The organism is Pseudoduganella plicata, from assembly GCF_004421005.1.
GTDB classification, from domain to species: Bacteria; Pseudomonadota; Gammaproteobacteria; order Burkholderiales; family Burkholderiaceae_D; genus Rugamonas; species Rugamonas plicata.
On the sequence record NZ_CP038026.1, the window covers coordinates 3,483,103 to 3,495,554 of the forward strand.

At 66.0% G+C, this 12,452-nt stretch carries 9 protein-coding genes; 1 reads left to right on the top strand and 8 read right to left on the bottom strand.

The window, feature by feature from the left end:
- Positions 1-4 precede the first annotated feature (4 nt).
- From prsK to E1742_RS15225, 4 genes are all read right to left on the bottom strand, one after another.
- Complete coding sequence (gene prsK / locus E1742_RS15210) at positions 5-2,050, bottom strand: XrtA/PEP-CTERM system histidine kinase PrsK (RefSeq protein WP_134385775.1); 2,046 nt, start codon at positions 2,048-2,050, stop codon at positions 5-7.
- A gap of 25 nt (positions 2,051-2,075) precedes the next feature.
- Positions 2,076-3,479, bottom strand: a complete 1,404-nt coding sequence (locus tag E1742_RS15215) for a TIGR03013 family XrtA/PEP-CTERM system glycosyltransferase (protein ID WP_134385776.1) — start codon at positions 3,477-3,479, stop codon at positions 2,076-2,078.
- A gap of 71 nt (positions 3,480-3,550) precedes the next feature.
- Positions 3,551-4,594: an SDR family oxidoreductase gene (locus E1742_RS15220; RefSeq protein WP_134385778.1), complete on the bottom strand. Its 1,044-nt coding sequence runs from the start codon at positions 4,592-4,594 to the stop codon at positions 3,551-3,553.
- Positions 4,595-4,643: 49 nt separating this feature from the next.
- Entirely contained in the window at positions 4,644-5,933 is a 1,290-nt protein-coding gene (locus tag E1742_RS15225) for a nucleotide sugar dehydrogenase (RefSeq protein WP_134385780.1), read from the bottom strand.
- A 380-nt stretch (positions 5,934-6,313) separates the two neighbouring features.
- Between E1742_RS15225 and E1742_RS15230 the strand changes: the two genes are divergently transcribed.
- Positions 6,314-8,395: a glycosyltransferase gene (locus E1742_RS15230; protein ID WP_229465996.1), complete on the top strand. Its 2,082-nt coding sequence runs from the start codon at positions 6,314-6,316 to the stop codon at positions 8,393-8,395.
- On the opposite strand, the gene E1742_RS15235 is transcribed toward E1742_RS15230, so the two are convergent.
- The 4 genes from E1742_RS15235 to E1742_RS15250 form a co-directional block, all read right to left on the bottom strand.
- Positions 8,377-9,093: a GNAT family N-acetyltransferase gene (locus tag E1742_RS15235; RefSeq protein ID WP_166793496.1), complete on the bottom strand. Its 717-nt coding sequence runs from the start codon at positions 9,091-9,093 to the stop codon at positions 8,377-8,379. The two genes, E1742_RS15230 and E1742_RS15235, sit on opposite strands and share 19 nt — an antisense overlap.
- On the bottom strand, positions 9,093-10,022 hold the full coding sequence (locus tag E1742_RS15240) for a glycosyltransferase family 2 protein (protein WP_134385782.1): 930 nt from the start codon (positions 10,020-10,022) through the stop codon (positions 9,093-9,095). Before E1742_RS15240 ends, E1742_RS15235 begins: the two co-directional genes overlap by 1 nt.
- Positions 10,023-10,031: 9 nt before the next feature.
- Complete coding sequence (locus E1742_RS15245) at positions 10,032-11,495, bottom strand: lipopolysaccharide biosynthesis protein (protein WP_134385783.1); 1,464 nt, start codon at positions 11,493-11,495, stop codon at positions 10,032-10,034.
- A gap of 157 nt (positions 11,496-11,652) precedes the next feature.
- Positions 11,653-12,435, bottom strand: coding sequence for a class I SAM-dependent methyltransferase (locus tag E1742_RS15250; protein WP_229465997.1), 783 nt, complete (start codon positions 12,433-12,435; stop codon positions 11,653-11,655).
- Positions 12,436-12,452 lie beyond the last annotated feature (17 nt).

A 12,452-nucleotide genomic window follows, 5' to 3' on the forward strand; every position in this document is an offset into this window, starting at 1 on the left:
CCTTTCAGGCGGCTTGCTCGATGGCGTGCGCGCGCCAGCGCGGCAACGTCACGTGGAACGTGGTGCCGCGCAGCGGTGTGCTGTGCACACGCAGGCTGCCGCCCAGTTCCTGGATATATTCGCGGCTTTCAAAGGCGCCCACGCCCATGCCAGCCGACTTGGTGGAATCGAACGGCTTGAACAGCCGCTCGCGGATGAATTCCTCGCTCATGCCGTGGCCCGTGTCGCTGACCTCCACGGTCACGCATTCGCCATCCGCTGCGAGCCGTACGATAACGTTGCCCTCTTTCGGCGTGGCCTCGATGGCATTCTGGATCAGGTGCCCCAGCACCCGTTCGAGCCGTTCCGGATCGGCCAGCACCATCGCGTCGGACCGCACGATCTCCAGCACGGGCCGCGGCTCGAACGCCGCCTTCAGCGCGGCGGCCTGTTTCAGGATCTGTTCAACCGACAGCGCGCGCGCCTGGCCCTGCGTGGCGCCGCGGCTGAGCTTTTGCAGCATCAGCTTCATCTTCTGCACCGAGTACACCATGGTCTCCTGCATGTCGCGCTGGAATGCCGGATTGTCGCGGTGCTTTTCCGCATTGGCCGTCAACAGCGACAGTTGCGCCACCAGGTTTTTCAGGTCGTGCACGACAAACGTCGACAGACGGTTGAACGAATCGAACTGGCGCGCCAGCATCAGCGCACTGTCGGCTTCCTGCTGCGCCAGATAACTGGCCGCCTGCGTGCCCGCAATCTTCAACAGGTCCAGCACTTCCCAGTTCAGCGCCACGTGGCTGCGCGGGCGCTGCAGCACGACAAAGCCGAACAGCCGCCCGTGCAGCATCAGCGGCACCGCCAGCCACGCGCGCGGCATCGCCACCAGCCAGGCGGGCAGCGTCGGCGCGTCCGCGTCGTCCTCCGTCACTTCGACAACCCAGCCTTTGCTTTCCATGAACGTGCAGAAGGGCGACGCGGCCGGTTCGATGGCGGTGGCGGGCGGCAGCTCCCAGTGCGCGCCCGGCTCGAAGCGCTGCGCATCCGGCCCGTCACGCCGCAGCCACAGGGCGCCGCCGGGGCTTTCGACCAATGCCGCCAGCGCCTGAATGCTGCGCACGCCCAGCCCCGGTCCCTGCTGCGACAGCGTGCGTGTGAAGCTGAGCCACTCGTCGCGGTAGTCGTAGCTGTAGCGGAAGAAGTGCTTGCTGATGAAGACGCGCAGCCAGGCGCGGAAACTGCCCGAGAACAGCACACTGACCAGCAGCACGGAAGCGCCGAACAGGAACGCCAGCTGCATCAGCGAGCCCCACTCGCCGCCGACAAAGCGCAGGTAGTAGGCAGCGGAACTCATCGCCAGCAGGTACACGGCGGCGCCCACCAGCGTGGCCGAATGGAACAGGATGCGGCGCGACACGGCGATCTGGTTCGACCAGGTGGCGTTGCGCGCCAGGGATACGGCGATCAGAGGCATCGTCAGCGCGTTGACGATGCCGCGCGCGCCCCACAGCTCCACGTTCATCTCGCGGAACAGCAGCATGTCGCTGTACATGTAGAAATCGTAGGCGAAGATGCCGCCGATGCCGAGGCAGGCGAACTTGATGGCCCAGCGCTCCTCGGCGGCGCGGTTGCGGTACAGCTGCTCGATCAGCAGGATGCCCAGCACGGGCAGGGTCACGCGGCCGATCGTGACGAGGTAGAACGTCAACATCGATGGCAGCAGCCGACCGGCCACCACAGCCGTCACGACCACGGCATACGCGACGGCCACGCACAGCGCGAGGCGGCTGCGCCGCCCTTCCCGCCTGGCACGCAGGTGCCCGAGCAACGCCAGCAGCACGGCCGACCACGCCCCCTGGCGCAGCAGCTCGACGACTTCGGCCAGCATCACGGACTGGCCGCCGCGCGCCAGCCATATCATCGTCACGCTCCACAGCACCATGGCGCCGCTGGCCAGTGCAATGGCGCGGGCGTGGGCGCGGCCGCGCCAGCCCGTCAGCAGGAGCAGGCACAATATTGCAAACGCCAGCGCAGCGCTGGCGTAACTGAAGATGGCGGTACCGACCGGCATCAGCGCCTCGCCACGAGACGGGTACTCACCGCCCGCCCCGGAACACGACCACCTTGAACGTGTCGATCAGCACCAGCACGTCGAGAAACAGACTGTTGTTCTTCACGTAGTACAGGTCGTACTGCAGCTTCTGCACTGCGTCCTCGACGGAGTCGCCGTAACCGTAGCGCACCTGCGCCCAGCCCGTGATGCCCGGCTTGATGCTGTGCCGTACGTTGTAATACGGCACCCGCTGCGTCAGCTGGTCGACAAAGTACGGCCGCTCGGGGCGCGGCCCCACGAAGCTCATCTCGCCTTTCAGCACATTGAGAATCTGCGGCAGCTCGTCGATGCGCAGCTTGCGGATGATGTTGCCGACGCGGGTGATGCGCGGATCGTTGCGGGCCGCCCACTGCGGCGTGCCGCCCTGCTCCGCGTTGGTGTACATGCTGCGGAACTTCAGCACGCGAAACACACGGCCGTCCTTGCCAACCCGCTCCTGCGAATAAAACACCGGCGCGCGGTCCTCGACAAAGATGGCCAGCGCCGTCAGCAGCATGACAGGCAGCGAAACGATCAGAAGCCCCAGGCTGGCGATGACGTCGACGCCGCGCTTGATGAAGCTGCGCACGAAGCCCTGGTCGAAGCCGCCGCCGAATACCAGCCAGCTGGGCTGGACCGAAGCCACGCGGATCTGGCACGTCTCGCGTTCGAAGAACGTGGCGGCATCGGTAACCTTGATGCCATACAGTTTGCAGTCGAGCAGCTCCTGAATGGGGAAGGCCCCTCCGCGCCGGTTTTCCACCGAGACGACGATTTCGCTGACGCGGTTGCGGTGCACCAGCTGTATCAGCGAGCGGCCATCCTCGCACGGCAGCAGCGTCTCTTCCGGCACCGCGACCTGTTCGGACGGTACGCGTACATAGCCGGCCACGTGGTACTTGCGGTAGTTACTCGGCCGCAGCGCCAGTTCGCCGCACTCCTTTGCCAGCGCGCCGCAGCCGATGAAGAGGATGCGCGATTCCAGGAACCGCGTCTCGGAGGTCTTGAGCAGCATGGCGCGCGTCAGCACGATGCCCGTGCCGGAGATCACGAACACGAGGAACAGGATGCCGCGGCCGAAGTACAAGTCGGGCGCGATATAGAACACCAGCGTCAGGATACAGAAGCCCATCACGAACGACGGCATCAGCTGCAGGAAGAATGGCGTACGCAGGCCGCCCTTGAAATCGATCTGGTACATGCCGAGGGCGCTCATGCTGAACACGATGGCGGCGGCGAACACGCACGCCGACATGAAGAAGTGATCCATCTGCGGCAATGCGAAATCGTCGCCGTCGTAGAAGCGCAGGCCCACGCCCGCGTAGAACGAACCGATCAGGATCAGCACTTCCAGGAACAACAGGCTGAACACTACCTTCGAGATGTAGTGATTGGATATTCTTAACATTTCTACCCCCAGGCACATCATTGTGTGCTCGTGACTGCGGCGTCCCCACGCCGCGTTCACTGCAGCGCTTTTTATTCGATGTTGGACAGGTGCTGCACGTACCACTTCATGGCCTGCGCGAGGCCCGCGTCGATGCGGTGCGTCGGCGCATACCCCAACAGTTCCCGCGCCCGGGTGATATCGGCCTGCGAATGGCGCACGTCGCCGGCCCTGAAATCGTTGTACCGCGGTGCGCTGTCGCGCAGGTGGCCGAACCGGCCCTGCAACAGTGCCCGCATCTTTTCGTAAAGCTCGTTCAGGCTGGTGCGCTCGCCCGCCGCCACGTTGTAGACGCGGTTGACTGCCTCGGGCGCGTCGGCCAGCGCGGCCAGCAGATTGGCCTGCACCACGTTGTCGATGTAGCAGAAATCGCGGCTTGTCTCGCCGTCGCCATTGATGATGACGGCGCGGCCGGCAATCATCGCCGCCACCCACTGGGGTATCACGGCGGCATAGGCGCCGTCCGGGTCCTGGCGCGGGCCGAACACGTTGAAGTAACGCAGCCCGATCGATGCCACGCCATAGCTGCGTGCGAACACGTCGGCATACAGTTCGTTGGCATACTTGGTGACCGCGTACGGCGACAGCGGCCGGCCGATCTGGTCCTCCACCTTCGGCAAACCCGGATGGTCGCCATAGGTGGAACTGGAGGCGGCATACACGAAGCGCTGCACACCCGCGTCGCGCGCCGCCACCAGCATGTTGAGAAAGCCGGTGACATTGGTGGCATGAGTGCTGAGCGGGTCTTCGATCGAGCGCGTGACGGAGCCCAGCGCCGCCTCGTGCAGCACGATGTCGACGCCCTCGCATGCGGCGCGGCAGACGGCAACGTCGCAGATGTCCCCTTCCACGAAACGGAAGTTCGTCCAGCCGTTGCCGGCCGCCGCGCGGACCTGGTCCAGGTTGTGCCGGTAGCCCGTGGCAAAGTTGTCCAGGCCCGTGACGCGCTGGCCCAGCGCCAGCAGCGCCTCCACCATGTTGGAGCCGATAAACCCTGCCGCCCCCGTGACCAGCCAGCAATACTGGCGGCCGCGCAGGTGCGCCCGAACTTCCTCAAACGTGCTCACGGCTTGCATGCCTCCCGATTGTCCCGCCGAACTGTCGCAATGCTGTGCGCGGCGCGCGCTACAGGCGCCAGACGGAAAAGCCGGCTTCCGTCAAACCGGACAGGTTGAACTGCGACTTGACGTCGATGAAGCAGCCGCCCTGGTTCAGTTTTTCCATCAGATCGGTCAGCGACAGCGCCAGCAGCTCCTTGTGCGACACGGCTGCCACGACGGCATCGGCCTGCGGCAGGCGCTCCCACGGCTCCAGCGTGATGCCGTATTCGTGCATCGCGTCAGTGCTTTCGGCGACCGGGTCGTGCACGTGCACGTCCAGGCCGTAAGAACGCAGCTCCGCCACCATTTCCGCCACTTTCGAATTGCGCAGGTCCGGGCAGTTTTCCTTGAAGGTCAGGCCCAGCACGTTCACCTTGGCGCCCTTGATGTGGGAGCCCGAGGCGATCAGCTGCTTCACCGTTTTCTCGGCCACGAACTTGGCCATGCCATCGTTGATGCGGCGCCCGGCCAGGATTACCTGCGGGTGATAGCCGATCATTTCGGCCTTGTGGGTCAGGTAGTAGGGATCGACGCCGATGCAGTGACCGCCAACGAGCCCGGGGCGGAACGGCAGGAAGTTCCACTTCGTGCCCGCCGCCTGCAGCACTTCCAGCGTGTCGATGCCGATCTTGTCGAAGATGATCGCCAGCTCGTTCATCAGGGCAATATTCAGGTCGCGCTGGGTGTTTTCGATGACCTTGGCCGCTTCGGCCACCTTCACGCTGGAGGCACGATAGACACCGGCCGTGACGATCGATTCATACAGACCGGCAATGGCGTCGAGCGTCGGCGCATCGTCGCCGGACACGACTTTTAATATGGTAGTCAAAGTGTGCTGTTTATCGCCCGGATTAATACGTTCTGGCGAGAAACCAATATGGAAGTCGTCCTTCCATTTCATTCCTGAATGTTTTTCCAATAGAGGAACACAGATTTCCTCCGTGGCACCCGGGTAGACGGTCGATTCATAGACGACGATCGCCCCGCGTTTCATATGTTTGCCAACGCTGGTGGAAGCACCGATCAGCGGGCCGAAATCGGGATTATGGGCGGAGTCGACAGGGGTCGGCACCGCCACGACAACGAAGTCCGCCTGGGCCAGCGCGGCGGGGTCGGTGGTAACCGACAGGCCCGTCGCGGCGCGCAGATCGGCCGACGACACTTCCCCTGTGGGATCGATAAACCTTTGATAATTCTCAATTTTCGCTGCCGACAGGTCAAACCCGATAGTCGGCCGCTGCTTTCCGAACTCTACTGCCAAAGGCAGGCCGACATAGCCGAGCCCGACCACCGCTACGATCGCGTCATCTTTCATTTGAGTTCCCCAGTACCAACAAAAAGCGAAATTGCTTTTTATAGTGACCGTAAGCCCATCCGTATTATCTGGTTTCGGCTTGGCGCAAACGACACGTATATTTTCTTATGGGACAGCTGGCTAACCTGTAAACTACAAACATCAGTCTTTCCGCGCAGTTAGCGTGCGATTTCGCAACAGCATTGCAAAATTGTTACGTTCGATTCTACTACCGGGATAATACGCTGTCACAATATTTGTCGAAAAATCACCGTCGACGGCCCAGTTCGCAACAATGTATAAATTGTCTCCAATTGTAGTTTTCATTTTCTGCGTAGAAATACTTTCGTTCGATGCCCGAACGTTGCCGGCGGCCCCTGCGGCCAGTCAAGGAGAGTGACGTGTTAACTGTGCTGATGGCGACCCGCAACGGCGCCAGGACGCTGCCCAGGGTACTTGAGGGCTACTGCGCGCTGCTGGCACCGCCGGGCGGCTATCGCCTGATCGTGGTCGACAACGGCAGCACCGACGCCACCCGCTCGATAGTCGAGTCATTCGCGGACCGGCTGCCGCTGACCTACCTGCTGGAACCGCGCCCCGGCAAGAATGTGGCGCTCAACACCGCGCTTGGCGTCGCCCTGCAGGCACCGCACAGCGACCTGCTGGTGTTTACCGATGACGATGCGACGCCCGTGCCGCACTGGCTGACGACGCTGGCGCAAACCGCCGCCGCGCGGCCCGACTACGCGCTGTTCGGCGGCGCCATCGTGCCCGACTGGGAAGCGCCGCCGGCGGACTGGGTCACCCGCCTGGTGCCGCTGGGCCTCACGTTCGGCATCACGTCGCCCGACCTGCCCGAAGGCCCCATCTTCGCGGGGCTGATCTGGGGTGCCAACATGGCCGTGCGCCGGCGCGTGTTCGACACGGGCTACCGCTTCGACGAGACGGTCGGCCCGAACGGCGGCGCCTATGCGATGGGCAGCGAGACCCAGCTCACGCGCATGCTGGCCGACCATGGCGAGAAGGCTTGGTTCTGTCCCGGCGCGCTGGTGGCGCACTTCATCCGCGCGCACCAGCTGACGGAAACGTCCGTCGTGCAGCGCGCCTGGCGCTTCGGACGCGGCAAGTTCCGCCAGGACCGGCGCGGTCCATTTCCCTACCTGTTCGGCGTGCCGCGCTGGATGTTCTCGCGCTATGCCGTCGAGATGCTGCGCTGGGTGCGCGCCACGCTGCGGCGCGATGCCGATGCCCGCTTCCTCAGCCGCTGGGAGATGGCCTACCTGCGCGGCTACCTGCACGAGGCCTGGCGCGGCGGACCGGGACCGGCCACGCGGCGCGTGCTGATTACCAGCTTCTCCGGCGCGCTGGGCGGCATGGAACTGCGCATGGCGCAGGAAGCCCGCATCCTGAACGCGGCGGGCTGTCCCGCCACGCTGGCGCCTTCCGACTTTCCCGGCGGCGCCCCGTGGCGACAGGCGCTGCGCCAGGAAGGGCTGGACGCCAAACCCCTCGACCTGCCGCCGCTGTTCGAACAGTGGCGATGGCGTCACCTGAACCGCTGGCGCGCCAGCCTGACGGGCACGGCGCGGATGCGTCGTCATGCGCCCGATCTCGTGCACGTGGCATTCTGCTGGACGACGTACGGCCTGTCGGCGCTGTACGTCGCGCAACGCTGCAAGCTGCCGACCATCATCAGCGTGCACAATGCCTTCCCCCAGCACCAGCTCAGCGCCTGGCACCTACCGATCGCGCGCCAGGCGTTCAGCAGCGTCAAGGGCGTGTATGCCGTGTCGGCATCGGCCCTGCAGCATTTCCTGGCGATCTACCGCGACCTGATTCCCGCCGACGCGCGCCTGGCCGTCATTCCGAATTCGGTCGACACGGAGCGTTTCCGGCCGTCCGCCGCGCGCCGGGCGACGGCGCGTTCCGGCTGGGGCATCCCGGCCAGTGGCCTGGTGCTGGGCTGCGTCGCCAGGCTGGCGGAGCAGAAGCAGCCGGCGGCACTGGTCGCCCTGTTTGCTGCCTTGCAGGCGCAGCTGCCGCAGCTGTATCTCGTCCTGATCGGCACCGGCCCGCTGGAACAGGATCTGCGCGCGGACGTGCGCCGCCGCGGCCTCGAACACCGCGTCATCCTTGCCGGCTTTCAGGAGCGCGTGGAAGAACTGATCCCCGGCCTGGACCTGCATATCCTGATGAGCCGTAACGAGGGCTTCGGCATCGCGACGATCGAAGCGATGGCGTGCGGCGTGCCGGCCGTCGGCACGGACGTACCCGGCACGGCCGACGTGCTGGCCGGCGCGCCCGGCGGGCTGCTGATTCCCGCTGACGACGAGCCGCAGGCCGTCGCCGCCGTCGCCGCCCTGCTGCGCGACCCGGAACGCCGCGCCGCCATGGGCCAGGCGGGCCGCGCGGACGTCATCGAGCGCTTCGGCGAAGCGCGCGTGGCGGAACTGGTGCGCGCGTTTTACCGCGGCATCGTCTGAAGGGGCTGAGGGGGCGCCAGCGCGGCCGTATCGAACGTCAGCCGCGGCGCTGCCTGCCGTGACAGGTGCAGGAACGGCGCCTGCGTCAGGCAGCTCAGCTGCCAGCGCCCGGCGCACAGGAACAGCGCGCCGCCCATGCGCACGGTGCCCAGCCGCGCATGGGCATGGCGCGACGCCACGTTGAACGACGAGATCCGGCTGCACGTCCAGCGCACACCGCGCTCGCGCAGCAGCGTATTGGCTTCCTCCCACAGGCGCAGGTACGTGGGCCCCATGCGGTATGCAGGCGCGACGTACACGTCGAAGTCCCACACGGAAGCGGGCGACGCGAGCCGGTAATCGGCGCGCACCTCGTCTTCGCGGTAGCCGTCGTGCAGCAGCCACAGAAAGCCGGCCAGGTCGCCGCCCTTCCACGCCTGTAACGTCAGCGCGCCCTGCGCGAAGCGGTCGGCCACCACGCGGGCCGGCCGTGGGTAGTCGGGCGGCACGCCGGCAATGTCTGTTGCCAGCCGCACGTCGATGGCCTTGCCGCGGCCCCGGGCCAGCGGCGCGACGGCCACGGGCTGCGCGACGAACTCGTACTTGTAGAGCCGGATGCCGAGCCGGCGCAAGGCCATGCCGGCGAAGTAGCAGGCGGCATCCCACGCGCCCAGCTGGGCGACGTTCTGCCCGACCCGTTGCCGCAGCAGTGCCAGCATCAGGCGAACGTGCGCAGCAGCCAGCGCAGCGTCTGCAGGCGGAAATCGAACGTCAGGGCCTCGGCCAGGTTGGCACGCTGCTCCAGCCGCGTGATGCGGGGCCGCGACGCCATGCGCACGAAGAAGCGCGCCAGCATGCTGCGATAGCGCCGGTTTTCCGCCTTGTCGAACAGGTGGTACTGGCGGAAGTAGTTCTCCTTGTGGAAGGCCAGCGTCTCGCGCGTCAGCAGTTCGCTGTCGGTGGTCAAGGCGTCGTCATGATGGCGGTACAGCGCGACCGTGCGATCGAGGTAGCCGATCCGCGCCGACTCGGCAAAGCGGTACCACAGCGAGATGTCGTCGACGATGCGGAAGCGGATATCGAAGCGCTTGTCCGCGAACACGGCGCGACGGCAGACGATCGTCTGCGTACTCATCCCCGTGTGCACGCCGGCCATGCAGCCCCAGAAATTGCGGCAGCGGTACAGCCCCGCCTCGACCGGCACCAGATAGTCGCGCGCCTTCTCCGCAAAGCCCTTCTGCGCCAGGTAGCCGGACTGCTGCGACAGGGCCGTGCCGAACGGCTGGAAGTCGGCGAACAGGATGTCCAGGTCGGGATGGCGGCGCAGCACGTCCGTGGCCAGCGCCAGCTTGTCCGGCTGGAGGATGTCGTCCTGGTCGCAGAACGAGATGAATTCACCCGTCGCCATCGCCAGCCCGACGTTTTTGGGCAGCGCCGGACCGCCCGAATTGATGGCCGTCGACACGACACGCACCCGCGCATCGCGCGCGGCGTACGACTCGAGGATCGCCAGCGAGTTGTCGCGCGACGAATCGTTGACGACGATGAGTTCCAGGTCGGCGCACGTCTGCGCCAGGATGCTGTCGAGCGCATCGGCGAGATAGGTGGCGCCGTTATAGACCGGCATGATGATGGAGTGAAGTGGCATGATGGATTCCTAGCGACGTGCGGGCTTGGGCGCCAGCCGTTGCGACAGCTGGCGCGTCACCGTAATCAGTTCGGCTTTCAGTTCATGGTTCAACATCAGGATGCCGGCGCACCAGCCCAGCATGGCGACGCCGCCGGCAAGCGCCAGGAACATCAGCGGCGGCGCGTGCTGCAGCCCTGGCACGAACGACAGCAACAGCGGCGGCAGCGCCGCGCAGACGGTCACGCCGCCGCTGCGGCCCAGGGTGGCCAATAACTCGGCCAGGCGCAACCCTGTCAGCGCCGCCAGGCCCCGATAGATCAGCAGCGAGCGCACGAGGCTTGTCGCGGCAATGCTCCAGGCGATGGCCTCCAGGCCGAACGGCGCGGCGATGCCGATGCCGATTACCCGCAGCGGCACGCTGACGGCTTCGAGCCGGGCGCGCAGGCGCACGTGCCCCATCGCCACGAACAGGTCGCGCCCGGGGCCGAACAGGCAAAACAGGGCGGTGGACAGGCACATGATGCGCACCAGCGGCGCCGACGCGTCCCACTGGTCGCCATACAGCAGGCGGATCAGCTGGAACGGCACCACGGCCAGCACGGCGTAGAACGGCCAGGACAGGCCGGCCAGGCATGCCACCATGTGCAGGTAGACGCGTTTCATGTCGCGGCCATCGCGCGAGTGCGCCGAGAAGAGCGGCAGGATCACGGGCGTCACCGCCTTCGTGACCAGCATATTGAAAATGTTCAGCACCGCCTGCGCCTTGCCGAACAGGCCCACCGCTTCCACGCCCAGCACTTTACCGATGATCATGTCGGGCGCGGCAACGCCCACTTCATCGAGCACGTTCGAGCCGGTGGCATACATGCCGAACGAGAGCAGCTCGCGCACGCCGCGCCAGCCGGGCAGCCAGGGCATCTCCGGCGGGCGAAACAGCAGGCTGACCGCCACCGTTGCCACGCTGCCCGCCACGGCGGCCCACGCGAGGCTGAGGTAACCGAAGCCCAGCTTCACCAGCGTCACGCAGACGACCAGGTTGGCCAGCGCGTTGGCGACATTGATCCAGTAGATGGCACCGAAGCGCATCTGCCGGCGCAGCACGGGCAACGTAATCGAACCGAAGGGAATCAAGAGGCAGTTCAGCGCCAGGATGCGCAACACCTGGCCGACACCCGGTTCGTCATAAAAGGCGGCGATGGGCGCGCTGCCCAGCGCCAGCAGCGCAGCCATGACCCATGCGATCGCCCACGTCAGCGTGTAGGCCGCGCGGATACGTTCGGCCGTCAGCTCCCGTTCCTGGATCAGGTATTGGCCGATGCCGAAATCGCGGATCAGCTGCGTGACCCCGACCACCACGGCGCCGATGGAAAAGATGCCGACCTGCGCGGGCGTCAGGAGGCGCGCCATGATCATGCTGCTGACGACGCCGATCACGAGCACCGTGTATTTCTCGGCAAAGGAAATCAGCAGGGACAGTTTGGTCGCGTTCACATCGGTCTTTCACCGGCACCGGTCTTGCACCACTGCGTGGCACCACCGGGGCACCACCGCGGCACCATGGCGGGCACGATGGCGGGCACCGGACAAGCGTTCCAGTATAGCCGCGTGCCTGTCGCCGATCGCGGGACTTGGCAATGTTTGATCTGCCTCACGCGGCGATGGCGGCCGCGCTGACGGCGGGACGCAACAACACGGCGCAGCCCTTCTCGCATGGCCGCGTGGTCGCTGCCAGGTCCGTGAACTCGGCCACCCAGCGCTGCACGGCCTCCTGCTCGTCGGGCCGCGCGGCATCGTCCAGGAACAGCGCGCCGCCGGGCGCCAGGCGTGGCAGCAGCACCGGACCGGCGGGGTAGCGGGCCAGCCGTCCGACCGCTTGCGGCGGGCCGTCGATCACCAGCATGTCGATGGCCGGCAGCGCGGGCAGCACGGCGGCGCGGTACCACTGATAGTTGGCGTTGCCGAAGGCGATGGGTTCGAGCGGCGCGTCCAGCACCACGGCCCAGTCGGCGAGGCCGTGCCGTGCCAGCAGGTCGCGGGTCTGCTGCGCGTAAAGGGGGTCGTGTTCCAGGCTGTACACCTTGCCGCGGCCATTCAGTTGCAGCGTGCGGGCCAGCACGACGGTCGACGTGCCGCTGCTGCACTCGACCACCGTGGCGGGCCGCGCTTCGCGCGCGTGTCGTGCCAGTTCGATCAGGAAGTCGGGCGAGGCGGCCCAGCCGCGCGTGGGCGGCAGGCTTTTGTCGAGCTGCAGTTCCACGTACAAGGCGTGCAGCGCTTCGAGCTGGCGAAAGTGCTGGCCGGCGTCGCGCCGCACTTCGTCGCGCAGTTCATACAGCAGCAAATGGGCGGCACGCACCTTGTGCAGGGACCACGCGGCAAGCAGCAGAATGGTTAGCAGCAGCGCCACCGACAGCACAGTCAGGACAGTCATCGATCGATCCCCCACAA

Coding starts and splice junctions, on each gene's coding strand:
- E1742_RS15225 (WP_134385780.1), bottom strand. CDS start 5,933: ATGAAAGATGACGCGATCGTAGCGGTGGTCGGGCTCGGCTATGTCGGC.
- E1742_RS15235 (WP_166793496.1), bottom strand. CDS start 9,093: ATGCTGGCACTGCTGCGGCAACGGGTCGGGCAGAACGTCGCCCAGCTG.
- E1742_RS15250 (WP_229465997.1), bottom strand. CDS start 12,435: ATGACTGTCCTGACTGTGCTGTCGGTGGCGCTGCTGCTAACCATTCTG.
- E1742_RS15220 (WP_134385778.1), bottom strand. CDS start 4,594: ATGCAAGCCGTGAGCACGTTTGAGGAAGTTCGGGCGCACCTGCGCGGC.
- prsK (WP_134385775.1), bottom strand. CDS start 2,050: ATGCCGGTCGGTACCGCCATCTTCAGTTACGCCAGCGCTGCGCTGGCG.
- E1742_RS15240 (WP_134385782.1), bottom strand. CDS start 10,022: ATGCCACTTCACTCCATCATCATGCCGGTCTATAACGGCGCCACCTAT.
- E1742_RS15215 (WP_134385776.1), bottom strand. CDS start 3,479: ATGTTAAGAATATCCAATCACTACATCTCGAAGGTAGTGTTCAGCCTG.